Here is a 24862-nt window from a genome sequence, read left to right as displayed (position 1 = left end):
TTAAAGTTTGGAATGATTCTGCTTCAAATTGCTAATTTTAATATTCACATTACATTATTATGGTTTGATGAAATAGAAGCTTACCGCGATGGATAGAGTCCCACAGTAGGAGGTAGGACACTCTTGGGAAAAAAGTGGAATTCGGTTTTTGCTAACCTAGCGATTTCCTATGTATCGATCGTGCTCGTCATCGTACTCATGCTTTGCTCTATCTTCTATATCTATTTTTCGAGTAACTATAAAGAAGATCTGCGCAGCGAAAATCAGTTGATCCTCGAGCATACCGTCCAAACAATTGAAGCTACTGTACTGCAAAGAGTGCAGCAAATCTATCTGGATCTCTCTCTTGATAAAACCGTAGATGTCCGTTGGATGGCCGATTCTTCCTTGCCCAGTCACCCTAGCAGGGTTATCGACTTGCAGGAATTGCTTACATCCAAGGTAACCAGCAACTCGGATATCGTGCATGCAGTACACCTTTATGATCCCGGACAAAATATGCTTTTATCGTCATTATACGGACTTATCCTGCAGGCCGATCAAGGCAGCGGCTCCGACTTTCTTGCGAACTGGGTCAGTCAAATGCGGAGCAGCAGCTACAGCAGCAGCCATTGGACACCAACACGTACCGTCCCGCAGGATATTTTCTCCGGCCTGTCAGGAGACAGCGGCAGCGGCAATGCCTTAATTACCTATACGCACAGCTACCCCTTCCAGGTGGGAGGCGTGAACCATGACTTGGTTATCGCCATCGACGTAAAGGAAAGTGCCATTAGCAGCATCATTCATAACATGATGCCTTCGCAGTATTCGAGCACGTTTATATTGGATTCATTCGGAAGCAAGGTTAGCGATTCGGATAAAAATACATTAGGAGAGCGCAGCAATTACGGCTCCAGTATTACGCAAGCGCTCATGTCGGAGACTGCATTTGGCAGCATCAGCGATACGATCGATCGTGAATCCTATGTTATTTCCTATCGAACACTGCCTTCGACCGGATGGAAGATTTACAGCTATACGCCTTCCATATCCTTTTATGAAAAATCGATATTTGTGCAAAAGCTGATTCTGGGCATCTGTCTATTAGCCATCCTGATCGGCATTGTTTTATCTCGGATATGGGCTAGAGCCAACTATAGTCCGGTCAAACGACTGGTCGGAAAAATTAAGGATTTGTCCGACCCTTCGCTTAGCCATGTAACGAATGAATACCGGCTCATCGACACGGCCTTCGTAAAGCTAAACGATAAGGTCAACAATCTTGAAGAAACCCTGCAGGCCAACAGCACGGTCATTCGGCAAAATATCGTGCTGAATATGCTTCGCAACCAGTACAGCAGCGAGGAGCTGGCTGAAGAGCTTCCTTTATTAGGGGTGCCTCGGGAATACAAGCATTCCTGCTGCATGCTTCTAAATACGAGCGAAGCTTTAGATCGCTTAAACTCCTGGGATATGCAGGCCGCGGTGTATGGGGTCATCAGCCATCTTGAGGCAGCATCCATGCCGGACGTCCATCTATTAGCTGAAGAGCTTCCGGACAAGAACATTGTCATTATTGTTTGTGCAAAGCATGCGGGTGATGCCATTTTGGACGAGCTCTCCCGCTATGTGCTGTCGGAGGGCAGGCGTCAATTTAACCTCGATTTTCAAATTTCCTGGGGGTCTTGGGTACAGGACATGCTCCATGCCCATCGAAGCTACAGCGAGGCTCAAATTTTAATGAAATATAGTTACTTCCTGCCGGAGCTGACGATTTTGAACGATCGGCGTCTCTTGGACCGGGAGAACAGCCTTGACGAAATCCCTCAAGCGGTTCTTGCAAGGTTTCGGGAAAAACTGCCGTCACGCCAGCTGCAGGAAATTGTAATGGCGGTCGATCAGTTGGTCATGGAGATCCGGGAGGGCATGTATCCTGCCGATTACTGCCATTTTGTACTGTCCAATACGGTATTCGTCTATTCGGATTATTTGAAAAGCGTCCGCTATAAGCATCCGACTCAAGATCATTTGGATCTCTATAATCAATATATCAAGATTACACATATCTCCCGTTTTCGCGATTGGCTGATTGATTCGCTCACCACTTTCATTGATCAAATGGACAAACGCCAAAGCGACAGAGCCTCCACCACGATTGAGGCGGCCAAGCAATATATTGATGACCACTTGTCGGAGGATCTTTCTCTTAATATCGTGGCTGAACAGGTGTTTATCAGTCCCAAATACTTGAGCAAGCTCTTTAAGGAAGAGCTCGGCATCACCTATACCGAATATGTCACGAATCAGCGGATGGCAAAGGCCAAAGCGTTAATTTCGAACAATAAGCTGACGATCGAGCAAATCGCCATTTCAGTCGGTTATGGGACTGCGGCGTATTTTATTAAAAAATTCAAAGAAATGCACGGCTGTACACCGAGGGATTACTTACGCAATACAGTGAACCAGGTATAGCACTTTGACCGTCCCTGCGACAGCACGATGATGATAATGAAGGAAGGTTGCATGATGGAGAGGAAGGAATTACGACGTGTAACAGCCCTTACGCTGGTGCTTGTTATGGGTTTTGTCAGCGGCTGCGAAATGAAGTCCAGGCTCATGTCTCCCATTGACCAAGAGCATTTAGCGTCAGTTCCTCCGCCGTACCAAATTTCTTGGACCATGCATCAAAATCTTCCCGTCCCGGAAAATGCAGATATGATTCGTTACTTGGAGGACCGTTTTCATGTCGATTTGGATATGTGGAATCTGGAAAACAATCGATACGAAGCGCTCATCGATATGAAGCTGGCGCAGGGCGCCATCCCCGACCTGTTCCGGATTCGGCAGACACAGGACCTGCTGAAGTATCAACGGCAAGGGATGCTGGCCGAAATCCCCAAGGAGATGCTGGAAAAATACGCTCCAAACATTATGAAGGCTATTCGGGAATTCGCACCTGCCTATCAGGATTACGGAAAAATTGACGGCAAGTATTACGGCATTCCTGTCATTAATGCAACGAACATTTATCGGATCCCTGTGGTGTACCGTAAGGATTGGCTGGATCGGTTGGGCTTGCCGGTCCCCCAGACCCTTGCTGAATTTGAAAAGGTGATCTATGCTTTCGCAAATGAAGATCCGGACGGCAACGGCCGAAAGGATACGTACGGCTTATCCATCGAAGGAATGAATGTTGTGTTTGGCGCGTTCGGTCAAATCGTATTCGCGGACCAGCTTTACTTCAATGTGAAGGACGGGAACCTGGTCATCGGAGCTCTACAGCCGGAGATGATGGAGGCTCTGCAATATCTTCGCAAATGGTATCAGGACGGCGTCATCGATCCCGAGTTTATTACCGGTGAGAATAAGGGCGGCTACAAGCATCTGTCTCATGCCTTTATCAACGGCAGAATCGGGATGACGTCCATGGGCAATTACTATCACTGGACTCAAAACGGGGATTATATGCAGTGGAATACGAGCGGGGAAGAAAGCCCTGTAGAGGCCACATTTAATGTAAAGGAGCTCACCGCTAAGCATCCGCAGGCCCGGATTCAGTTTGGTCAGCCTTTTAGCGGACCGGACGGAAAGCGGGGCTCTAAAGCTTATGATATGCTAATGAGCTTTACAGCGATCGGCGCTAATGCTGTTAAAGAACCGGGCAAAATGGAAATGATCCTGAGTATCTTAGACTACGTCAGCGCGAACCCTGATCCGGATATACGTACGTCGATGATACAAGGAGTTCAAGGCAAGCATTGGAAGTGGGCGGATGATACGAAGAAGGATTTCATTGTGCTGCCTCCCTACGAAAATATGTTCAGCTATCAAAATAAGATCGGGGCCAATATAGGCATGGTTGTGCCTTCGAAACCTACGGCTCGCAGAGAGCAGTGGGCCTCGACATTGGGATTAGAACAGGACGGCATCTACAACGCGCTGGAAATTGCCACTCCATCCTTGATCAAAAATCGCACCGAATTGACCAAGCTAAAAAACGCAGCGTATTTTTCCATCATAACCGGCGAAAAGCCCTTGGAGCATTTTAACGATTTTGTGGAGCAATTTATGGCGGCTGGCGGAGCCCAGGTGCTGCAGGAAGCCAATGAATGGTATCATCAGCATGCGAGGGAATGAGCGGTGTGCGGTTTAACGGTCATAAAAAATAACCTCCTTTACAAAAGTAGAGGAGGTTATTTTTGTCTTATTATTGTATTTTCATATTCATAATTTCTTCAAAAGGAATAATTTTTTGTGTTTTGGTGTTTACTAGAACATCAATGAATTCGTTGCTAGTATCCGTAATGACTCTCTGACGCATTGCCTTAAGAGGACCGACTGATTGACTAAGAACTTTACTGTTATCCGTCAGCTTATAGGACTCGTCCATAAGGACTTTTCCTTCTGCGTTAATTAATGTAAAGTATTCATTCCCTTCTTTAAAGGCTACTCCATTACTAAATTCCTTTAATCCATCCCACAGTGTAGTTAATGTCGAGTCAGCTATCTTGCTTCCATTAAAATCAAATAGAGCGATCGCTTCTCCGTCCTGAACAAGCATATTATCTTCGCTTACTACAGAGTACTTGTCACCTTCTAGCAGCACGGTTCCGTTACGATCTGTTAATTGGAATCGTTTAGAATTGAGAGGGTGCAGTATATACCTTTCATCAGTAAGAATAGTGAGTTCACCCTCAATTGTTTTAACGACCTTCCCCGTTAAATCGTAAAACTCCGTATTAATGAGGTCTCCGTTAGGTTTTCTATTTTCTACTGCAAACAAACCATCCGGTGAAACCCAACTGATAGACAGAGGGGTTAAATCATGGAACGTCCCTTTCGTATCATATACCCCTGACTTAGTGATCACGAATTCTTTATTTCTATTTCCCTTAAACTCGCCTTGTATAATTCCAAGATATCCATACTGGTATTGAAGACCACCTTCATGTAACTCATCAAGAACTTTACTTCGCTCTGTCTTTCCAATAAGTTGAATGACTTCTTTTCCGGATTCATCAATCGCAATAATTCTTGCATTACTTCGATCATCTCGGTCGGTTTCAATCGTCTGAACAACTGCCTTACCGTCACTGTACCCCCACACTTTACCATATTGAGGTTCGGCAACCCATTCCCCTTTTGTATTCATGAAACCCCATACCCATTTATAACCACTTTTCGTAAGAGGATCGGTATTAAGAAGGGCTACTTCTAACAAACCATCATTGGATCCTAATTCTTCACGTAGAACCTTTAGATTCGGAGTGGGCTTTAAGATCCAATTTAGATTTTCATCAAGCATCGCTAAGGCATAATCGCTCTGCTTTCTTAAAGTTAGAATCGTTGTCCCGTCTTTAAGAGTCTGCATCAGCTCTATTTTATATCCTTGCTCTGCTAGAGAGGGCATGGCCTGAACAGCTTGTATTTCGGTTTTTTCTTGTATTTTATCTTGGTTTTTATCCTCTGGTATAACTGCTGTTCCATTGGAATTCCGGCTGTTTTCCTCACTTAGTTTGGGAATGCTGTTCTCCTGTCCGCAGCCAAATAATAAAGTAGTGACTAAGATCGTAACTGCAGGAATCATGATTTTTCGTTTGCGGTTCATAATAACCTCCCAGATGATTAACAATGATAGCATGTATATAACAACCGGATATTTCCGGGCATACTTGCATAATGAATAGCACTAAAGTCTTAGGTAATTATATACATTCCCAACTAAAGTGAATATGTGTTTTTTTTAACTAATGTAAGATTCCCGCTCCGCAAGCTGCTTCAAGCGTTCGTTGCGATATTCGAGAAATCGCCGCATATACGATTTCAGCACGATTCGCTCCACCAGCCAGCCAATCGGACCGAAAGGCGCTTCAAAGATCAGCACATCCCTCATAAGGGTACGGCCATGATCCAGCGCTTCAAACTCATGGACATGGCGCAGACTTTTGAAGGCGCCGCGCTGCATCTGGTCAACAAATAGGTGCGGGCGCTCATACTCCGTGATTTTAGAGGTCAGCCGCTGCCGCACTCCAAAATGTACCGCCTCAAAGGTAACGAGCTCCCCCGCCCCAATCACACCTGCTGTAACCCCATCTACGGCTCGTTCCTTGGTATGCGGCCACACCGTTTGCGTATGGACGGTGATGTCTCTCGCCAAGTCAAAGCAGCGCTCGATCGAAGCATGCACCACCAGCTCTGTCCTCACCTCAACCATTGGAATTCCTCCTTGCTTTCTTCTGCTCTTATTCCAGCCGTCCTTTTACAAGCTCCCACTCATGAATCTCGCAGCGGCGCGCGCCATGAAGGACAAACGGATCATTTTTCGCTAAGGCCTCTGCCTCGTCTACATTTTCCGCGATATAGATCACCATTCCACCCCAGCCATCGGCAAAACGGCCATTAGCAAAAATGCGCCCTTCCTCCCGCATGCGGTCCAAATACGCTAAATGCTCCGGCCGGTGCACACGGCTCTTCTCCTCGTCCAGCATTGGCAGCAGCACAGCAAAATATCGATTCATCCTCCGGCCCCTTTCGCGGACTCCGCATCCGCAGCATGTATTCTCCTGTGATCATAGCCTTCTTTCCGTCCGAAGTCTATCGATAGCAGCAGACCCAAACAACAAGCGTCATCCGATGGACTCGCCGAGAAATCGGAAAATCCGATGGATTTCATCGTAATCATTCGTTTCTCAGATCCCTCATCAGCGTGATACGATTAGTGGCACAAAGAGGAGGGATTCGTTATGAATTGGAAAACGGCATTATTCTCCGCACTCGGAGGCTTTATCTCGATCTTTGCGCTCAGCTTCGTCGGACAGTGGAGCGAAATGCTGCTGCTGATGGCGCCGTTCGGCGCAAGTTGCGTAATTTTATATGTGCTGCCGGAGAGCACGCTTGCCCAGCCGCGCAGCGTTATCGGCGGACACGTGGTCAGCACCTTGGCAGGCCTTACGGTGCTGGGCTTATTCGGCAGCCATCCGTGGAGCTTGGCCCTCGGCGTAGGTCTCGCTATTCTGCTTATGCAGCTGACCAAGACCACGCACCCGCCCGCCGGAGCTGATCCGTTAGTCGTGATTGCTTCCGGTGTGACCTGGAGCTTTGTATTTACGCCCGTGCTGATCGGCTCCGTCACGCTTGTCCTGCTCGCGGCAGCTTACCACCGCTTCTCACGGCAGGGCAAGAGCTACCCGCTGCGCTGGCTGTAGCCCGCCCATTCATAAATACAGGCTTGGCGACCCGGAAACCAGCTTCCGGACCAGCCAAGCCTGCACGCAGCACCCTTTCGTTTTCTCACCAAAAAAATGTTACCTTACCTTTTGATCATCCGAATCGGAGAAATACTCCCAAATAGCAAAAACCAGCAAAGCCAATAAGCCGGCCGCCCCTATCGCAGCGCCGAAAATCGCCATCCCCAGCCCCTCAAATCCGCCTTTAAAAAAGCTGATTCCGAGCATTCCACCCCCGGCAAGCAGAACCAGCGTTGACGGAGCATAAAGCAGCGCCTTCCTACCCGGCAGCCACTTCCTTATCGCAAAGGAAATAACAAGCAGCGACAGCAGTACGCCTCCAAAAAGAAGGATTAATCCGTCCATCTTATCCCCTCCCTTTATATACAGCATTTCCCTGGTTATACATATTCATATGTGTCCAGTCCTGTTTCTCTCATTTCAAACTGTTAAATTTTTCTCTTTGTCGAGAATTGTCCTTCGTGCTAACCTTATACCTGCGACTATTTTCCTACAAAGGGTATTAGTCCCTATTACACCTCAGGAGGTTACAGAATATGACGAACAAGTGGTTCACCCGCTTGACCGCCGCCGTGGTTGCTTTTGGTACGATTGTACCCGGAACAGGGCTAGCGGCGGAGGCCGGGGCAGTCAACTCCACATCCGGCAGTGTGCAGCAATCATCCTTCCAAGACACAAACGGGCATTGGGCGGAGAAAGCAATTCAGGAGTTTGCCGCCGGCAAGAAAGTCAAAGGCTACTCCGACGGAACCTTCAAACCGGATCAGGCAATGACAAGGGCAGAGCTGGTAACTACGATCAATAACGTTTTCGGCTATGATCAAGCTGCAGAATTTGCTTTTAGCGACGTTCAACCTACAGATTGGTTTTATAAAGAGATTGGAAAGGCAAGCAGCATCGGATACATTTCCGGCTATGAGGACGGCAGCTTCCGTGCCAACCATCTCATCACTCGCCAAGAAACCGCTGTTTTGATGGATAAGCTTCTTTCGCTTCCAGCTTCCAATACAGCCGCTGCGTATAACGACACCGCCAACAGCCCCGCTTGGAGCACGGATGCGATTGGCGCCGTGATCGATGCAAGCATCATTACCGGCTACGAAGGAAATGTTTTTAGACCGGAAGCAAACGTGACTAGAGCGGAGGCTGTAACGATTTTACAGCGCGCGCTGGACGCAGCTACTGTTACATATGATACGGCAGGCCAATACGGACCGGAATCCGGCGTTGAGCAGATTTATGGCAATGTTGAAGTTAACGCTGCCGACATCACTTTGCAAAACGTGGAAATTCATGGAGACCTGCTTCTTGGCGAAGGGATCGGCGAAGGCGACGTTACGCTGAAAAACGTCAAGGTACACGGTACGACTACGGTAAAAGGCGGCGGCGAAAACAGTATCCATTTCGAGGATTCGATTATGGTTACCGTCATCGTCAACAAAGCTACCGGAAAAGTGCGGATCGTAGCGAATGGCGCAACGCAAATCGCCGATGTTACAGTGGAATCGAACGCGAAGATTGAAGCCGAAACAGGCTCCGTGATTAACAACGTGACCATGTCTGAAGCGCTGCCGGAAAATTCGAAGGTTGAGCTGGTCGGCTCATTCGAAACGGTAAATGTCGTTGCGCAAAGCGTTGTTGTAGAAATTCCTAAGGGCTCTGTTAAAGATATGAAGGTCGACAAAAAATCCGCCGGCTCCAAAATCAACGTCGGAAGCGAAGCGGCCATCATTTCGTTAATTGTCAATGCAGCGGCTGATATCCTTGGTCAAGGTAAAATCGGAAATGCGACGGTTAACGCTGCAGGCATTAAAATGGAAAAAGCTCCTGAAAAAACAACGCTTGGAGCGGATGTATCCAGTGATACGACGGTAACGATCGGCGACAAGGAAACAAATGTAACGACAACTCCGGCAGCAGGCGGCGGCGGAACAACGAGCGGCGGCACGAGCAGTGGCTCCTCCGGCGGATCCGATGATTCCGACGATTCCAGCGATCCGGTGAACGTCTATCCGCTGCCAACCGGTGAAGTGCCGTCGATTCTCCATGTCACGTACCATACGGCGACGGTTGGCGACAGCGTATATGTTTCCTCTAACATGGGTGGATGGATCTATATCGCTGAAAGCGGAACAACAAGAACTTATCCGGTTCTCGAAGAAGCCGTCAGAGGCGGCAAGGCGGTGAAGCAGCAGCTTTCCGTTGTGGACAACGTCTACGGTACTAATGTAAACACAACAGGCTTAAGCAAAACAGCACTTGAATACATTATCGTTGCTGTAAGCAATGGTTACCAGGCTTCAAACCCGGAATATCTCATTCTCCTGGCAGGCGCCGCTGACCCAATGCAGTATATTCACAGCGCGTATACGCCTCAAGACAATCAAATGATTGCTTTTAAGTTTAATAAAAAGCTTGTAAACAATCTTGCGGACACAGCTGCTTTGAAAGCAGCCATCAGCTTTGCAGCAGACGGAGTAAACTTCCAGCCGCTTGCTGCGGGAGATACGGTAACCATCCGTTCGAACAGCATTGAAGTCGATTTCGCGACACCTTATACCGGTAAGCTGAACACATTAAAGCTTGCTGCAAATGCACTCAAAGATGAGCAGGGCAATGTGTTCTCCCAAGAAGTCGTTTCTGACCCCATTGAAGCAGGAGCCCTAGTGACAAAGATGTCCTACGCTTCTTCTTTCACAGCAGGTGAAGAAATTGCCGTCCGGGTAAATCAAGCGGAAACGATCTATCTTGTGCTTGCCAGCCTCAGCCCGAACATTCTTTACGACTTGGAAAATGAAGTTGTTGCTAAACGCGGCGTGAAAGTTACTGCCGATGAAACTCAAATCGATGTCGATATCAATATTTCAACAGCTGGTCTTGCACCGGGAGAGTATATGATACGACTTTGGACAGGCAACAGCATCCCAGTCACAATTAAGTAACGAATAGACATTGCTATTTATAAATTCTAATTTCACGAAAATTCATATGCAAAAAGGGTTTGAGCTTCGGCTTCAGACCCTTTTTCATTCGTAAAATCGTGAAGATAGGATGCGCTTTGTTTCCCAGGCGCTGGGAGCGACGGTCACCTGGGAGCAGAAAACCAGAACCGCATCGATTGAGCAATAAAGAGCGAAGGAACCCACAAAAAAGGAGACCATCCCCATGCATCTAGGGATTGTCTCCTTTCGTTTTCCTATATGAAACTGGCGCGTTACATTTTCACCCGCTGCAGACGAAGCGCGTTCAGCACCACGCTCACCGAGCTGAGAGCCATCGCCGCTCCTGCGAGCCACGGCGCCAGGAAGCCCGCTGCCGCAATCGGAATACCGATGACGTTGTAGGCAAGCGCCCAGAACAGGTTCTGCCGGATGTTCTGCATCGTCTTCTTGCTCATAAAGATCGCATCCGGGATGCTGTTCAAGTCGCCGCGCATCAGCGTCACATCGGCCGCTTCCATCGCAACGTCCGTGCCCGTGCCGATCGCCATGCCGATGTCCGCTGTCGCCAGCGCCGGGGCGTCGTTGATGCCGTCGCCAACCATCGCCACCTTGCGGCCCGCCGCCTGCAGCTTCTTCACCTCGTCGGCTTTGCCTTCCGGCAGTACCTCGGCCAGCACCCGGTCGATGCCGGTTTCCGCAGCAATCGCCTTCGCCGTCCGCTCGTTGTCCCCGGTGATCATAATCACCTCAAGGCCGAGCGCCTTTAGCCGCGCCACCGCGTCCTTCGACGTTTCCTTAATCGTGTCCGCTACCGCGACCATACCGGCATAACGTCCATCCACGGCCGCCAGCATCGCTGTCTTGCCGCCTTCCTCGAGACGGCTCATCTCATCGAACGCACCCGACGCGTCGACGTTATACTTCGCCATCAGCTTGCGCGTACCAATGAGCAGCTCCTTGCCCTCAACCACGGCGCGAATGCCATAGCCCGGGATCGCTTCAAACTGCTCCGCCTCAGGCAGCGCAACACCGCGCTCCTTAATGCCCGCCACAATCGCTTCTGCCAGCGGGTGCTCCGAGCTGCGCTCCGCACCGCCGACCCAGCGCAGGAAGTCCTCCTGCGCAAACTCCGGCTGCACCCGCACATCGGTCAGCTCCGGCTTGCCTTTGGTCACCGTGCCGGTTTTGTCCAGCACGATCGCCTCAATGCGGTGTGTCGCCTCCAGGTGCTCGCCGCCTTTAAACAACACACCCAGCTCCGCCGCTCGGCCCGAGCCAGCCATAATCGAGGTCGGCGTCGCCAAGCCGAGTGCGCAAGGGCACGCGATGACCAGTACGGCAATCGCCTTTTCCAGCGCGTTCGCGAACTGCCCCGGTTCCACCGCAAAGTACCACACCAAGAACGTCACCATCGCAATACCGACTACAATCGGAACAAACACACCCGAAATCACATCAGCCACCCGCTGGATCGGCGCCTTCGAGCCCTGCGCCTCTTCCACGACCTTAATGATTTGCGCAAGCGCCGTTTCCTTGCCGACCTTCGTCGCCTGTACGCGCAGCACGCCGTTTTTGTTGATCGTCGCGCCGATCACCAGATCGCCCGCACGTTTCTCTACCGGGATGCTCTCCCCCGTCAGCATCGACTCGTCAACGGAAGATGATCCCTCAAGCACCTGTCCGTCGACCGGAACCTTTTCCCCCGGCTTTACAATGACGATATCGCCGGCGATCACTTCGTCCACCGGAATCTGCTTCTCTTCTCCGTCACGAATGACTAGCGCTGTTTTCGCCTGAAGGCCCATGAGCGTCTTGATCGCTTCGGACGTTCTTCCTTTAGCCAGCATTTCGAACAGCTTACCCAAAATAATAAGCGTAATTAAGATTGCACTTGTTTCATAATACAATTCCGGCATATGATGTCCGCCGGCTTGGCTCCATTCCACCGTTACATACAGGCTGTAAAAATAAGCGGCCGAGGTTCCGAGAGCCACAAGCACATCCATGTTCGCGCTCTTATTGCGAAGCGCCTTAAATGCGCCTGTATAAAACGGGGCGCCGATCCAAAACTGCACCGGAGTCGCCAGCGCCAGCTGAAACCACGCGTTCATGAAAAGATCCGGCACCCAGATGAACGACGTGAACGAAAAGTGCCCAACCATCGCCCACAACAGCGGCAGTGATAGCAGCGCGGAAATCGCCACCTTGCGCTTCTGCGCGGAAATTTCCTTGCCGCGGCGGTCGCCCGCGTCAGCCTGCTCTTCCTTGAGAGCTGCTTTATAGCCCAGCTTCTCTACCTTCTGGATCATATCGCGGACGGTAACCGCGGCTGGATCATACTCTACACGCGCGGTTTCCAGAGCGAAGTTTACGGTCGCCTTCGAGACGCCCGGCAGCCTGCCGAGGCCCTTCTCGATCTTCGCCGCGCAAGCCGCGCAGGTCATGCCGGTCAGCGTAAAATCCACCGCTTCCTTGGCCGTGCCGTATCCGAGCGCTTCGACCTTCTGCTCCAGCTTGGCGCGATCCACGAGAGCCGGATCGAACGTGACACTTGCCTGCTCCAGCGCAAAGTTCACGGTTGCTTGCGACACGCCTTCCAGCTTGCCAAGCCCCTTTTCAATCCGGTTCGCGCAGGCAGCGCAGGTCATTCCCGTAATTTGCATTGTCGTTTGCGATTGTTTGTTTTGTGTTTGTGCTTCTGTCATTCCGATCACCCCATACCCCTAGTGGGTATAATCAACTACATTCGAAAGGGAGCCGCATCGTGTACGAGCTCCCTCTACCTATCTCGTCAACACTTAGTTCAATGCCTTTTAGGCGATGTCGTAGCCCTGCTCTTCAATCGCTTCTTTAATGGCCGCAAGCGATACCTTGCTCTCATCGAACGATACCGAAACGGATTTGCTTGCTAGATCAACCTTGCCGGATGCGCCCAGTTCTTTCAAAGCGCCTTCGATCGAATTTACACAGTGGTTGCAGGACATGCCTTCAACTTGTAATGTTACATTTTGCATGAGAATCTCTCCTTTTTATTTCATTAATTTATTGACTGTAACGAGCAGCTCGTCGATGACCTCGTGTTCGCCTGACTGAATGCGTTCAATTACGCAGCTCTTCATATGTCCTTCCAGCAGCAGCCTTCCAACGCTATTTAAGGCCGACTGGATCGCAGCAATTTGATTCAGCACGTCGTCACAGTACGTGTCCTTCTCGATCATGCCTTTGACCCCGCGAATCTGCCCTTCAATTCGGTTCAATCGTGTCGTTAATGCCGCTTTCGTCTTATCGGAATGATGACTTTTTCTCTCGTCCCCAGTATGGCAGCAATCTGCTGCAGCGGATGCATGCTCCGTATCTTTCATGCGTATCGCCTCCTCATACTCCAACTTTACTATACCCCCATAGGGTATGTCAAGAAAACACCGAAAGTTTCTTTTCCTGCCATTTCCTATTATGCCCTTTGCGCTTTAGCTTTACTAAAGAGCAGAACAAGCATAATGCTTATTGCAGAAGCGACTGCGCTAATCGCGAACAAAACAGTGAAGCCGTTCGGCAGCAGGACGATGAGCAAACCGGCAAGGGCAGGGCCCATGGTGGAGCCCAGCGAGCGCAGTAGGCTGAGGTAACCGACCGCCGTGCCTGTCTGACTCGGATCAACCGCACCGAGCATCATCACGTTGAGCGGAGCACCGATAATAATACCGACCCCAAAACCAAGCACCAGCAAAGAGGCCATGAACAGTGCAAGCGAATCAACCATGAACGCAAGAGACAATGCACCGGCTGCGCTGATTGCGAACCCAAGAAGCAGCACCTTCTTCGCTCCGATTTTATCCACCATGAAGCCTCCCGCCAGAGAAGCGACCATCGAAGCAATCGCCAGTGGAGTCACACTGAAGCCGGATGCGCCTTTTTCCATTCCCAGCACCGACTCTGCAAAAAACGGCAGAAGATTCGTCGCCGAAGCCATAACAAAGCCGGAAACCATAGACGTGAGAAGCAGGACGAGTGTATTCGCTTTTTGAAAATAGGCGACTTGTACGACAGGGTCCTTCGCTTTCTTTTCGACCAGCACGAGCACCGGCACTAGAACGAGGCTGACAAGGATCAGCATCGAATTTTTCATCGTTATGCCTAGCATAAGCGTTAGAATCGTAACCGTCAGCAACAGGATTCCTGCAACGTCAATCGGCTTTTTCATAAGCTGCTGCGTTTGGCGAAGCGTCGAGATTAAGGCAAGAATGATGATCGAAATTGGCACATTGATAAGGAAAATCCAGCGCCAGGCGGCTTGTGCAATGATGAGTCCGCCAAAGATCGGCCCCATGATCGTGCCCACTCCGAACACTACACCGATCAATCCGAGCATGCGCCCTCTCTTCTCCGGAGGGTACGACATCGCGATCTGCGCAGCCGTGATCGGGAAGATTCCGCCCGTACCAATAGCCTGAATCGCTCTGCCCAGCAGGAAGAGCGGAAAGCTTGGCGCGAACGCTGCCAGCACCGAGCCTGCGGCAAACAAGGTAATGCCCGTCGTGAACGTCTGCTTCCTTCCGAAGCGGTCGGACAGCTTGCCCATTACCGGAATACTTACCGCAAACAACAGCGTGTAAATCGTAAAGCTCCATACCCCCCAGGAGGTTTCAATCCCATATGCCGCCATAATAGAGCTTAGTGCCGGACCGACGATCCCGTGATCCAGCGCCCCCATAAAAATCCCCATCAAAAACGTCACCGTCGTCATTTGTTTGGATAACCCCTTCACCGGGGCCGTCATTGTGTTTGCTCCTGCTTCCATCGTCATTCCTCTTTTCCCTAAATGATACAACCTAATTTTTACCACAGGTTTTTCGTTAATCGGAACCGGTTAAATCAGCCGTTTTTTTCTTCGGTTTATTTCGTTATCCAACGATGCGATTTAACCTATTGACCTTGACCGTGCTCGAGCTTTTCGTTGACCACTTTTTCGTTAGGGTCAAGGTGTTGCTCTCGGCAGTCTTCTTAATACCCCATGGGGGTATATCGCTTACATGTCTTATCTTAATATACCCCCCACCCCTATGTCAACAGCTCTTTTGGAATTATTTTCTTTGGTTTATTTATGAACCTTTTCCCCCGCATTTCCGTCTAAAATAAAAAACCGCAGGTGGAGGGAGCATCCCATGAAACAAAAATTCTCAAGTAAGGCTGTTGTGATTGGCATAATCGTTGCTTGTCTTATTCCATTTTTTCTTTTGTGGATGTTTATTTCATTGATGAATTCGCTGAATCATCCGAACGGCTAATCATCGCTCATGGATTCCATTTGACATCCACTTTGGAAGTAACTACAATGGTTACAACGGTGGTGATACACTTGAAGCAGATCAGCACACGCTTTTCCATGGCCGTCCACATCCTGTCCCTAGTTGCCGTTAGTCCTACTGCCGAATGCACCGGTGATTACATCGCGGGCAGCGTCAATACGAACCCGGTTGTCATCCGGCGAATTATGGGGATGCTGAAGAAGGCCGGACTCATCGAGGTGCGGCCAGGTGTCGGTGGTGCTTCGTTACGGCGGAGCCCGGAGCAAATTACACTTCTCGATATTTACCGGGCGGTAAATGTGATCGAGGGTGATCAATTGTTCCGCATGCACGAGGAGCCTAATGAACGCTGTCTCGTCGGGCGCAATATTGAGACCGTGCTTCAATCGGAGATGAACGAAGCGCAGGCGGCCATGGAGCAGCGGCTCGCGCAAACAGCGCTAAGTGAGCTTACTGATAAATTTCAATAAATGAGAGCTCTTCCGGAGCTTTTATTTTATACCACCGTTGTAACCACATATGTTACAACACTGACCATTACATATTGGAGGATGATACGATGAAAATGCTAGTTACAGGAGCAACAGGGAAGCTGGGCACGAAGGTTGTAGAAAAGCTGCTGACAACGGTGCCTGCGGATCAGCTGGTCGTCAGCGTCCGTAATCCGGAGAAAGCGGAAGCGTTCCGGGCGCGGGGGATTGAGGTTCGGCAGGGGGATTTTGACCATCCGGACACGCTCAGCTCGGCTTTCGCCGGGATCGACCGCATCCTGATCATCTCTGCGGATGGCGACAACGATACGAGAATTCGCCAGCACTCGAATGCCGTAGCTGCGGCGCAGCAGGCCGGAGTTGCATTCATTGCTTATACGAGCATCGGTCATGCAAGCGAGAGCCCCTTATTCCTTGCTCCGGTGCACCGCTCGACGGAAGAAGCGATTGTGAAAACCGGCATACCTTACTCCTTCCTGCGGAACAACTGGTACTTGGAAAATGAAACCGGCAGCATTCAAGGTGTGATGGCGGGGGCCCCTTGGGTGACATCAGCCGGCTCCGGTAAGGTGGGCTGGGCCGCGCAGCAGGATTATGCGGAAGCAGCAGCGGCTGTACTGGCGGGAGAAGGACACGACAACACCGTTTACGAGCTTTCCGGCCCGCTTCTTACGCAGGAAGAGCTGGCGCAAGCGCTTGGCCAAGTGCTCGGCAAGGAAGTTGTCGTGCAGCAGGTCGATGACGCGGCGTATGCCGAAATCATGAAGGGCGCAGGGGTACCCGACTTTGTCGTTCCGATTCTGGTCGCGATCCAGAGCGGCATTCGCGAAGGCGCACTGGAAATCGAAAGCAATGACTTTGAAAAGCTGCTCGGCCGGCCGACAACGCCAATCGTTGAAGCATTACGCCAAATCGTGGACGGGTTGAAAAACGCGTAAACAATTATGGACTTTAAATCGAGCTAAAAGAAAGCACGCTAAATTCCAGCACCTCAAAATCAAAATACCTTTCAAGATGGAAAAACCGACTTCCAGCAGTTGAGCTCCGCCTTTACAATGTAGATGCTCTCTACGATTTAGGCTCCAGCTCAACGAAGGATCGTCGGTTTTTCTTTATCATAGATCCCGCAGCAATTTCAGCACACTAGTACGACATCCCTCGGCATCTGGCTTCTTTCTACTCTATAGGCAGTTTATTGACTACATGCCACTTCAGATCTAGAAGAACCGGTGGATAATAGATCGGCTGAATCCAGTTGTAACTGCCGTTTGCCTGTAAGCTGCCAAGCCTTACTGTTCCATCATCTGCCTTTTGCAGCCTCCATTCCCCACTTGCGATCCCTTCCCCGGCTTCCATCTTTTTTCGAGCCACCTCGAAGGTGAATTCCTCTCCTTTGTTACGCTCTATTGCAGCTAACTGTTCTTGATACTGCCGTTCCAGCTCTGCTTCTGTTGCCCGGCTTTCCTCGGAATCCCACAATAGCTCAAAAGCGAATCCTTTTAGTCCGTTTGCTTCAACCGCATCTTTAAAAATGTCAGTCACAAATACTCGCCGATTTTTGAATTCTGGAATTTTAAAAATGGGATACTCCTTTATAGCGTCTATTTTAAACTCAAACCGACTAGCTTCCTTAATCACACCGGGAAGTCCCTCGGCATACTCCACAACTGATTTTTCGTAATCCAACCCATCAACGATCCGAGTAACGTTAACGGCAAAATAACGTTTAGTCGGATGTTGCAAAGGCAGCAATTCAACATTAGGATTCAATAATTGTGCTAGCGTTTGGACTGCTCGGCCACTAAAGATTGGTATGTTGCTACCAATCCCCGTACAGTCGCAAGCTTTGCGAGAGCGATAGGTTTCAAATTGTATTTCTCCCCATTTGTCCCCAATCCATGTTCCGTTAAAATAAGGGTCAAAATATTGATCCATAACTTTACCAGTGTCGGGAATAGTGAACGAATCATATTTATCGGATTCATAGTCCCATTTCCAGACCTTCATTGTACATCCTCCTCCATTCTATTTAATTTCCACGTGCAGTTTACCCTCCATGAATTCTTTTCACTTCGAGCGATATATATAATAGATTCCCTCTCGAATGATAATCCCCTCCCTTTCCACCCGCTTCCAAAACACACATTTTATATATACAAAGAGTCCAATTCTCTAAAGATTTGAAATACTATTCATGCTATGATGGGGAGAATACAGCTATCAACAACATATCTTCTTAAGAGAGGCAAGATAGATCATGAAGCTGAGAATGAAAGCATTTCTAGTTGTCTCTATCACTATGATTTTATTTTTACTTCTACTTTTTGGGACTGCCGGTCCAATTCTTCTGAGAGAATCCAAGCTTTTGGACGACAACAATACTCTTAAGGATGCAGAACTTATCAAAAATAATATGGAGTCCGATCTGCAAGGGCTCAGCAGAACAAATAGGGACTGGGCGGTTTGGGACGATACTTATTATTTTTTACTCGGTGCGAAGCCGGATTATGTGGAGGTTAATCTTCTAAGTGAAACCTTTGAAAATAATCAAGTCAGCTTTATCATCTATTTAAATGCAAAAAATGAGCTGGTGTATCAGCAAGGTTATGATCTTCACCAGCATAAGGAATTACATCTGGAGCGTGCTTTTTACGAGACTTTCCTGCCTATAGCTCAAAGTTATGTGGAATTAAACGAAGCACTTCTTGTCCAAACAAGTAACGGGCTGAGCATGGCCTCACTTCATTCCGTATATACAAGCATTGGCGAAGGCCCTTCCGCAGGGACGATCATCATGGGAAGGTTTATTGATTCTAAATATCTTTCTACAACCGCCAAGGAGCTGTCGCTTACCCTCCATTTTCAGGAGAAGGATTCGAACTCCACAACAGATGCTTGGGCTGTCGCAGCCGAACCTGTTAGCGAGACAGAAATAAAAGGATCTCTCACACTCAAGGATTATATGAATCAGTACACCTACGAAATGAGTTTTATTGGACAAAGACATTTCTATCTTGAGAAAAAAGAGAGCATCAAGCAGCTCGGGTTTTTATTGGTGCTCATAGGCCTCTTTTTCATATTGTTTATCCTCTTGTTATTGGATCGGTTCATTCTTTCGAGGGTGTACAGGATGTCCCTGCAGCTGAATCGGATTCAGAACGAAAAGAACGTCAGTGAAAGAATCCGAACATCTACGAAATATCGAGATGAACTCACTACTTTAGAAAACTCGATCAACATGATGCTGCAATCTCTGGAGGAGAAGCATAACGAAGTAACAAAGCTCGCCTACTACGATCACTTAACGCTGCTTCCCAACCGGTATTTGCTGGAGGAGGAGTTTAGGAAAAGGATCGAAGCACACTCATCCCTGGCCCTCTTATTTTTCGATCTAGACGGGTTTAAGAGGATTAACGATACCCTCGGACACGAGGCTGGAGATGTTCTGCTGCAAACTGTCGCCAATCGGTTGGCACCTGTCCTAGCAAAGGTGGACGGACTTGCTGCCAGATACGGCGGCGACGAATTCGTCATTCTTGTACGTTATCATCAACATGCAGATATCATCGCGTTAGCCAACGCCATCATTGCGAAGTTCGGCGAAATGTACACCATTCCATCACAGCCTGTACGCATTTCGGCTAGTATAGGAATTAGTCTGTACCCGCAGGATGGAAACACACTCGACGAGCTGCTAAAGAACGCAGATATCGCGATGTATGAAGCAAAAAAAGGCGGGAAAAACCAGTGGGCTTTCTACACGATCCCCATCCAGTAATGAAACAACCTCTGGTGTACCCATGAAAATAGCGGCAGTCCATGACCTTTTCCCAGTCTCGGACTACCGCCTTTTTTCACTTCAGAGCTTTCCTTAATGAATCGTTATACCATAAACCTCCAGTATTTCTGGAATCCAAACACCCTCATGAATTGGAATTTAACTTCAGCCTTTACGACTTGTTCTTATTATAAATGTCAAACCCGACCGCAAGCAGGAGCACTAAGCCCTTGATCCCCTGCTGCCAGTCAATGCCAAGGCCAATGAGCGACATCCCGTTGTTCATGACGCCCATAACCAGACCGCCGATGATTGCCCCAACGACGGTCCCGATCCCGCCGGAAGCGGAAGCTCCGCCAATAAAGCAGGCCGCAATTGCGTCCAGCTCGAAGTTCACGCCGGCCTTCGGTGTCGCCGCATTCAGACGAGCCGCAAACACAAGCCCGGACAATGCCGCTAGCACGCCCATGTTCACGAACACCCAAAAGGTCACGCGCGGCGTTTTCACCCCGGACAATCGTGCCGCTTTCTCATTGCCGCCAATCGCATAAACGTGGCGACCCGCTACGGTACGGTTCGTTACAAAGGAGTACAGTAGGACAAGGAAAAACAGCATGACCAAAATGTTTGGGATCCCTTCATACGAAGCCAGCACGTACGTGAATAACATAATGACAACGGTAATAGCCACCATTTTTATCCACAGCAAGCCTTGAGGAAGCACCTCGAAGCCGTAAGAAAGCTGTGTCCGGCGTGTTCTCAGCTCGTTAAAAATAAACAACGCCGACAGCACCGCTCCGATCAGCAGTGAGGCCACATGAAATTCGGAGCTGCCAATGTTAGGAATGAAGCCCGAAGCCATGCTCTGGAAGCCTTCCGGAAACGGAGCGATCGACTGCCCTTCCAGCACGACCATGGTCAAGCCCCGAAACAGCAGCATCCCGGCCAAGGTCACGATGAAAGAAGGAATTTTTACATAAGCAACCCAGTACCCCTGCCATGCACCGATCAAAGCACCGAGAAGCAGGGCCAAAATGACCGCTGCAAACCAAGGCAGCTGCCACTGCACAATCATTATTGCGGCAACGGCGCCGACAAACGCGGCAACCGAACCGACCGACAAGTCGATATGCCCGGTAATAATAACTAAAACCATGCCGATTGCCAGAATAAGAATATAGCTATTTTGCAAAATCAAATTGGTTAAGTTCAGCGGCTTCAGCAGGATGCCTTCGGTTAAAAACTGGAATAAAAGAACGATGAGTACTAATGCAACGATCATGCCGTACTGGCGGATGTTGCTTTTAAACAGATTAACGACCGTGCCCATGTGCGGCCCCCTTTGCTCCCGTCATGTATTTCGCGATTTTTTCCTGTGAAGCTTCCTCCCGGCTCAGCTCCCCGGTCAGCTCGCCCTCGTTCATAATGTAAATGCGGTCGCACATCCCGAGAATTTCCGGAAGCTCCGAGGAAATGATTAAAATTCCTTTTCCCTCGTTCGCAAGCTGGTTAATGATGCTGTAAATCTCGTACTTTGCGCCGACATCAATGCCGCGCGTCGGTTCATCCAAAATCAGCACATCCGGCCCGGACAAAATCCATTTGCTGAGCACGACCTTCTGCTGATTGCCTCCGCTGAGGTTGCCCGTCTTTTGTAAAATGCTTGGGGTCTTGATGTTCATTTTTTTACGGAAGCTTTCTGCCTCCACGATTTCCTGGTTGTCATTGACGACGCCGCGTCTTGAAAGCTTGCTTAAGCTGGCCAGTGAAATATTGCGCTTAATATCGTCCATCAGGATGAGCCCGTAGTGTTTACGGTCCTCGGTTACGTAGGCGATCCCGTTTTCGATAGCGTCGGATATGCTGTTTAAGCGCAGCTCCTTGCCATCCTTCATGAGCTGGCCGCTGATGCTTTGACCGTACGATTTACCGAAAATGCTCATCGCAAGCTCCGTGCGCCCCGAACCCATCAGTCCGGCAATGCCGACAACCTCTCCTTTGCGAATGTGGAAGCTTACATTGTTGATCACCTTGCGGTCTTTCTGCTCGGGATGATGCACGGTCCAATTCCGCACCTCAAGCAGCGTCTGACCAATCTTAGGTGTTCTTGGCGGGTACCGCTGCGTTAAATCGCGGCCAACCATCCCTTTAATAATCCGATCCTCGGTGATGGGATCCTGATCTGTATGCAGGGTTTCGATTGTTTTCCCATCGCGCAGAATCGTGATCGAATCGGCTACTTTGGAAATTTCGTTCAGCTTATGGGAAATGAGGATCGAGGAGATGCCCTGCTTCTTGAACTCCACCAGCAGCCTTAATAAATTCTCGCTGTCCTCTTCATTGAGGGCTGCCGTCGGCTCATCGAGAATGAGCAGCTTCACCCGTTTGGACAGTGCCTTGGCAATTTCGACCAGCTGCTGCTTGCCTACACCGAGACTGGTGATCAGCGTGTTGGGCTGCTCGGTCAGTCCGACCTTACGCAGCAGCTCCTTCGTCCTGCTGATCGTTTCATTCCAATTGATCACGCCGCTGCGTGCCCGTTCGTTGCCGAGGAAAATGTTTTCGGCGATCGATAAATACGGGATCAGCGCCAGCTCCTGGTGAATAATTACGATACCGAGCTCTTCGCTCTGTTTAATATCCTTGAATTCGCATACTTGGCCCTCAAAGCGGATTTCGCCCTCATATGTACCGTGCGGATAGACGCCGCTAAGCACCTTCATAAGGGTCGATTTGCCCGCTCCGTTCTCCCCCATTAAGGCATGGATTTCGCCTTGGGTCACTTTGAGATTGACATTTTCCAGCGCCTTGACGCCCGGAAAGGTCTTTGTAATTCCCCTCATCTCCAGCAAAGGTTCAGTTTCAGCCATAGGGTCACCGCCTCTTTATGGAATACAAAGACGCAGCGGCGGCCGTCGCACTGCCGGCGCCGCCGCTGCGTCCTGCTATGTTCGTTTTATTTTGCCAGCTGATCCTTCGTGTAGTAACCGCTCTCGACCAGCACCTTCTCGTAGTTTTTGACGTCTACAGATACCGGCTCGAGCAGATAAGAAGGAACCACCTTCACCCCGTTGTCGTAGGTTTTGGTATCGTTGACTTCAACTTCCTTGCCTTTCAGCACGCTGTCAGCCATGGCTACCGCTTTTTTCGCAAGCTCGCGGGTATCCTTAAACACGGTCTGGGTTTGCTCCCCGGCAATGATCGACTTAATGGAGGCAAGCTCCGCGTCCTGGCCCGTTACGACCGGCATCGGCTTGGAGGCCGAGCCGTAGCCTACGCCTTTAAGGGAAGAAAGGATCCCGATGCTGATGCCATCGTATGGGGAAAGGACGGCATCAATCTTTTCAGCGGTGTACTTTGCGCTCAGCAGGTTATCCATCCTTGCCTGCGCTGCTGCGCCGTCCCAACGAAGCGTTGCCGCTTGGTCGAAGTTCGTTTGTCCGCTGCGGACCACCAGCTTTTTGGAATCGATGTACGGCTTCAGCACGGACATGGCGCCGTCAAAGAAGAAGTACGCGTTGTTGTCGTCAGGCGATCCAGCGAACAGCTCGATGTTGAACGGGCCTTTGCCTTCCTTCAGGCCAAGCTTCTCTTCGATGTAAGAGCCCTGCAGTACGCCGACTTTAAAGTTATCGAATGTGGCGTAATAGCTTACATGATCGCTTTTCTTGATTAGACGGTCATAGGAAATGACCGGGATTTTCGCTTTTTTCGCTTTGTCGAGCACGTTGGTCAGCGCTTCGCCGTCAATCGGCGCAATGACCAGCACGTTCACGCCTTTGGTAATCATGTTCTCGATTTGAGACACTTGGTTCTCCACTACGTCCTCTGCATACTGCAGATCTGTTCCGTAACCGAGCGCTTCGAATTCTTTAACCATGTTTGCTCCGTCGTTCACCCAGCGCTCCGACGATTTCGTCGGCATGGAGATGCCGACCTTGCCATTTTTGCCGCCGCTGCCCGACCCGCCGCCGCAAGCCGCGACAAGCGCGACCAACAGTGCGAGCATCAATGTGAGTGCTGCTGTTTTTCTCATTTTTTTACCCCTCTCGTATTGGCTTTTCTTTGGGTGTTACATTTGGCGTTTCATTTGGCGTTGAGTTGTTCACCATTTAGATTTGTAAGCGTTTTATTTCCTTGGTGCAGATTTAGTATAGCGGAGGGGCTGAGGAGGCGTCTTTTTAAAAAAGGGAACAAAATTTATAAATTTTTAACCTTCTTGGTGAGGGGGCTCTTGGGGGGCGATGTGGTACTGGGCGATCGTACTGGGATTGCGGTCTCGCGATCGGGGGATTCTTGGCTAGGATGATTGGAGCATTGGTGCAAGCATTGGTGCAAGCATTCGGGGAGTGGGGGCCGCGGGAATGATTGTGCTCATTCGTTTCGGGGGCGGATGCTAGGGTTCGGAAGATGGTTTGAAGTAACTAAGGGGTGGCGTATACGGGGAAATCGAGAAAGATCATAATTTGTTCAAGTGCTGGGTCGGTACTGGTACGGAGGGGCTGGATTCGATTGGTGGGTTAGCAGGGGGCGGGATTTACGAAGCCTATCATTGGTTTCGGAGCGGGTGCTGGGGTTAGAAGATGGGTTGAAGTAACTTAGAGGGGGCGTATACGGGGAAAATCGAGCAATATCATAATTTGTTCAAGTGCTGGGTCGGTGCTGGTACCTGTGCTCGGCTTCGGTTGAAGGGTTAGCGGGGGGCACCTAGGGGCTGGATTCGTTTGGTGGTTTAGCGGGGCCACGGGATTTCTTTGCCAATCATCGTTTCGGAGGCGGGTGCTGGGGTTGGAAGGTGGTTTGAAGTAGCTTAGGGTGTTCGTATATGGGGAAATCGAGCAAAATCATAATTTGTTCAAGTGCTGGGTCGGTGCTGGTACCTAGGGGCTAGCTTCGGTTGGTGGGTTAGCGGGGGGCCACGGGGTTACTGTGCCTATCATCGGTTTCGGAGGCGGGTACTGGGGTTGGAAGATGGTTTGAAGTAACTTAGGGGTGGCGTATACGGGGAAAATCGGGAAATATCATAGTTTGTTCAAGTGCTGGGTCGGTGCTGGTACCTAGGGGCTAGCTTCGGTTGGTGGGTTAGTGGGGGGCCATGGGCTTACTGTGCTCTAGA

The 24862-nt window shown here is 49.8% G+C and carries 20 protein-coding genes; 7 read left to right on the top strand and 13 right to left on the bottom strand.

Going from position 1 to position 24862, the window contains the following annotated elements; genetic code table 11:
• Positions 1 to 123 precede the first annotated feature (123 nt).
• Together GQS10_RS12500 and GQS10_RS12495 are read left to right on the top strand one after the other, a co-directional pair.
• Entirely contained in the window at positions 124 to 2454 is a 2331-nt protein-coding gene (locus GQS10_RS12500; protein ID WP_243735137.1) for a helix-turn-helix domain-containing protein, read from the top strand.
• Positions 2455 to 2508: 54 nt separating this feature from the next.
• Positions 2509 to 4119: an extracellular solute-binding protein gene (locus GQS10_RS12495; protein WP_166242625.1), complete on the top strand. Its 1611-nt coding sequence runs from the start codon at positions 2509 to 2511 to the stop codon at positions 4117 to 4119.
• Positions 4120 to 4189: 70 nt separating this feature from the next.
• On the opposite strand, the gene GQS10_RS12490 is transcribed toward GQS10_RS12495, so the two are convergent.
• The 4 genes from GQS10_RS12490 to GQS10_RS12475 form a co-directional block, all read right to left on the bottom strand.
• Positions 4190 to 5590 (bottom strand): WG repeat-containing protein, encoded by a 1401-nt coding sequence (locus GQS10_RS12490; protein ID WP_166242623.1) that lies wholly within the window; start codon positions 5588 to 5590, stop codon positions 4190 to 4192.
• Between the two features lie 135 nt (positions 5591 to 5725).
• Positions 5726 to 6196: an SRPBCC family protein gene (locus GQS10_RS12485; RefSeq protein ID WP_166242621.1), complete on the bottom strand. Its 471-nt coding sequence runs from the start codon at positions 6194 to 6196 to the stop codon at positions 5726 to 5728.
• Between the two features lie 28 nt (positions 6197 to 6224).
• Complete coding sequence (locus tag GQS10_RS12480; protein WP_166242619.1) at positions 6225 to 6500, bottom strand: YciI family protein; 276 nt, start codon at positions 6498 to 6500, stop codon at positions 6225 to 6227.
• On the bottom strand, positions 6497 to 6664 hold the full coding sequence (locus GQS10_RS12475) for a hypothetical protein (RefSeq protein ID WP_166242617.1): 168 nt from the start codon (positions 6662 to 6664) through the stop codon (positions 6497 to 6499). Before GQS10_RS12475 ends, GQS10_RS12480 begins: the two co-directional genes overlap by 4 nt.
• Before the next feature lie 61 nt (positions 6665 to 6725).
• Between GQS10_RS12475 and GQS10_RS12470 the strand changes: the two genes are divergently transcribed.
• Positions 6726 to 7187: an HPP family protein gene (locus GQS10_RS12470; RefSeq protein ID WP_166242615.1), complete on the top strand. Its 462-nt coding sequence runs from the start codon at positions 6726 to 6728 to the stop codon at positions 7185 to 7187.
• A gap of 99 nt (positions 7188 to 7286) precedes the next feature.
• Here GQS10_RS12470 and GQS10_RS12465 read toward each other — a convergent pair whose 3' ends face one another.
• Entirely contained in the window at positions 7287 to 7574 is a 288-nt protein-coding gene (locus GQS10_RS12465; protein WP_166242613.1) for a hypothetical protein, read from the bottom strand.
• A gap of 191 nt (positions 7575 to 7765) precedes the next feature.
• Between GQS10_RS12465 and GQS10_RS12460 the strand changes: the two genes are divergently transcribed.
• On the top strand, positions 7766 to 10171 hold the full coding sequence (locus GQS10_RS12460; RefSeq protein WP_166242611.1) for an S-layer homology domain-containing protein: 2406 nt from the start codon (positions 7766 to 7768) through the stop codon (positions 10169 to 10171).
• A 272-nt stretch (positions 10172 to 10443) separates the two neighbouring features.
• On the opposite strand, the gene GQS10_RS12450 is transcribed toward GQS10_RS12460, so the two are convergent.
• The 4 genes from GQS10_RS12450 to GQS10_RS12435 all read right to left on the bottom strand — a co-directional run bounded on the left by GQS10_RS12450 (position 10444) and on the right by GQS10_RS12435 (position 14969).
• On the bottom strand, positions 10444 to 12876 hold the full coding sequence (locus GQS10_RS12450; RefSeq protein ID WP_166242609.1) for a heavy metal translocating P-type ATPase: 2433 nt from the start codon (positions 12874 to 12876) through the stop codon (positions 10444 to 10446).
• A gap of 108 nt (positions 12877 to 12984) precedes the next feature.
• Positions 12985 to 13185 carry a copper chaperone CopZ gene (gene copZ / locus GQS10_RS12445; RefSeq protein WP_166242607.1) on the bottom strand — a complete coding sequence of 67 codons (201 nt, stop codon included), beginning with the start codon at positions 13183 to 13185 and terminating at the stop codon, positions 12985 to 12987.
• A 15-nt stretch (positions 13186 to 13200) separates the two neighbouring features.
• Positions 13201 to 13533, bottom strand: a complete 333-nt coding sequence (locus GQS10_RS12440; protein WP_166242605.1) for a metal-sensitive transcriptional regulator — start codon at positions 13531 to 13533, stop codon at positions 13201 to 13203.
• A gap of 89 nt (positions 13534 to 13622) precedes the next feature.
• Positions 13623 to 14969 (bottom strand): MFS transporter, encoded by a 1347-nt coding sequence (locus GQS10_RS12435; protein ID WP_166242603.1) that lies wholly within the window; start codon positions 14967 to 14969, stop codon positions 13623 to 13625.
• Between the two features lie 534 nt (positions 14970 to 15503).
• Between GQS10_RS12435 and GQS10_RS12430 the strand changes: the two genes are divergently transcribed.
• On the top strand, positions 15504 to 15947 hold the full coding sequence (locus GQS10_RS12430; protein WP_166242861.1) for an Rrf2 family transcriptional regulator: 444 nt from the start codon (positions 15504 to 15506) through the stop codon (positions 15945 to 15947).
• 89 nt (positions 15948 to 16036) lie between these two features.
• Positions 16037 to 16906 (top strand): SDR family oxidoreductase, encoded by an 870-nt coding sequence (locus tag GQS10_RS12425; RefSeq protein ID WP_166242601.1) that lies wholly within the window; start codon positions 16037 to 16039, stop codon positions 16904 to 16906.
• Positions 16907 to 17144: 238 nt separating this feature from the next.
• Here GQS10_RS12425 and GQS10_RS12420 read toward each other — a convergent pair whose 3' ends face one another.
• Positions 17145 to 17975 carry an imm11 family protein gene (locus GQS10_RS12420; protein WP_166242599.1) on the bottom strand — a complete coding sequence of 277 codons (831 nt, stop codon included), beginning with the start codon at positions 17973 to 17975 and terminating at the stop codon, positions 17145 to 17147.
• A 250-nt stretch (positions 17976 to 18225) separates the two neighbouring features.
• On the opposite strand from GQS10_RS12420, the gene GQS10_RS12415 reads away from it, so the two are divergent.
• On the top strand, positions 18226 to 19746 hold the full coding sequence (locus tag GQS10_RS12415) for a sensor domain-containing diguanylate cyclase (RefSeq protein WP_166242597.1): 1521 nt from the start codon (positions 18226 to 18228) through the stop codon (positions 19744 to 19746).
• A 172-nt stretch (positions 19747 to 19918) separates the two neighbouring features.
• Here GQS10_RS12415 and mmsB read toward each other — a convergent pair whose 3' ends face one another.
• The 3 genes from mmsB to chvE all read right to left on the bottom strand — a co-directional run bounded on the left by mmsB (position 19919) and on the right by chvE (position 23782).
• Entirely contained in the window at positions 19919 to 21076 is a 1158-nt protein-coding gene (mmsB, locus tag GQS10_RS12410; RefSeq protein ID WP_166242588.1) for a multiple monosaccharide ABC transporter permease, read from the bottom strand.
• Positions 21060 to 22616 carry a multiple monosaccharide ABC transporter ATP-binding protein gene (gene mmsA, locus GQS10_RS12405; RefSeq protein ID WP_166242586.1) on the bottom strand — a complete coding sequence of 519 codons (1557 nt, stop codon included), beginning with the start codon at positions 22614 to 22616 and terminating at the stop codon, positions 21060 to 21062. The genes mmsB and mmsA overlap by 17 nt, the downstream gene beginning before the upstream one ends.
• 86 nt (positions 22617 to 22702) lie before the next feature.
• Complete coding sequence (chvE, locus tag GQS10_RS12400) at positions 22703 to 23782, bottom strand: multiple monosaccharide ABC transporter substrate-binding protein (RefSeq protein ID WP_166242584.1); 1080 nt, start codon at positions 23780 to 23782, stop codon at positions 22703 to 22705.
• Positions 23783 to 24862: the final 1080 nt, after the last annotated feature.

Origin of the sequence: Paenibacillus turpanensis, from assembly GCF_011421635.1 — a bacterium.
GTDB lineage: Bacteria > Bacillota > Bacilli > Paenibacillales > YIM-B00363 > Paenibacillus_AK > Paenibacillus_AK turpanensis.
The sequence above is the reverse complement of the archived record's forward strand: the minus strand, read 5'-3'. Positions and strand labels throughout refer to the sequence as shown.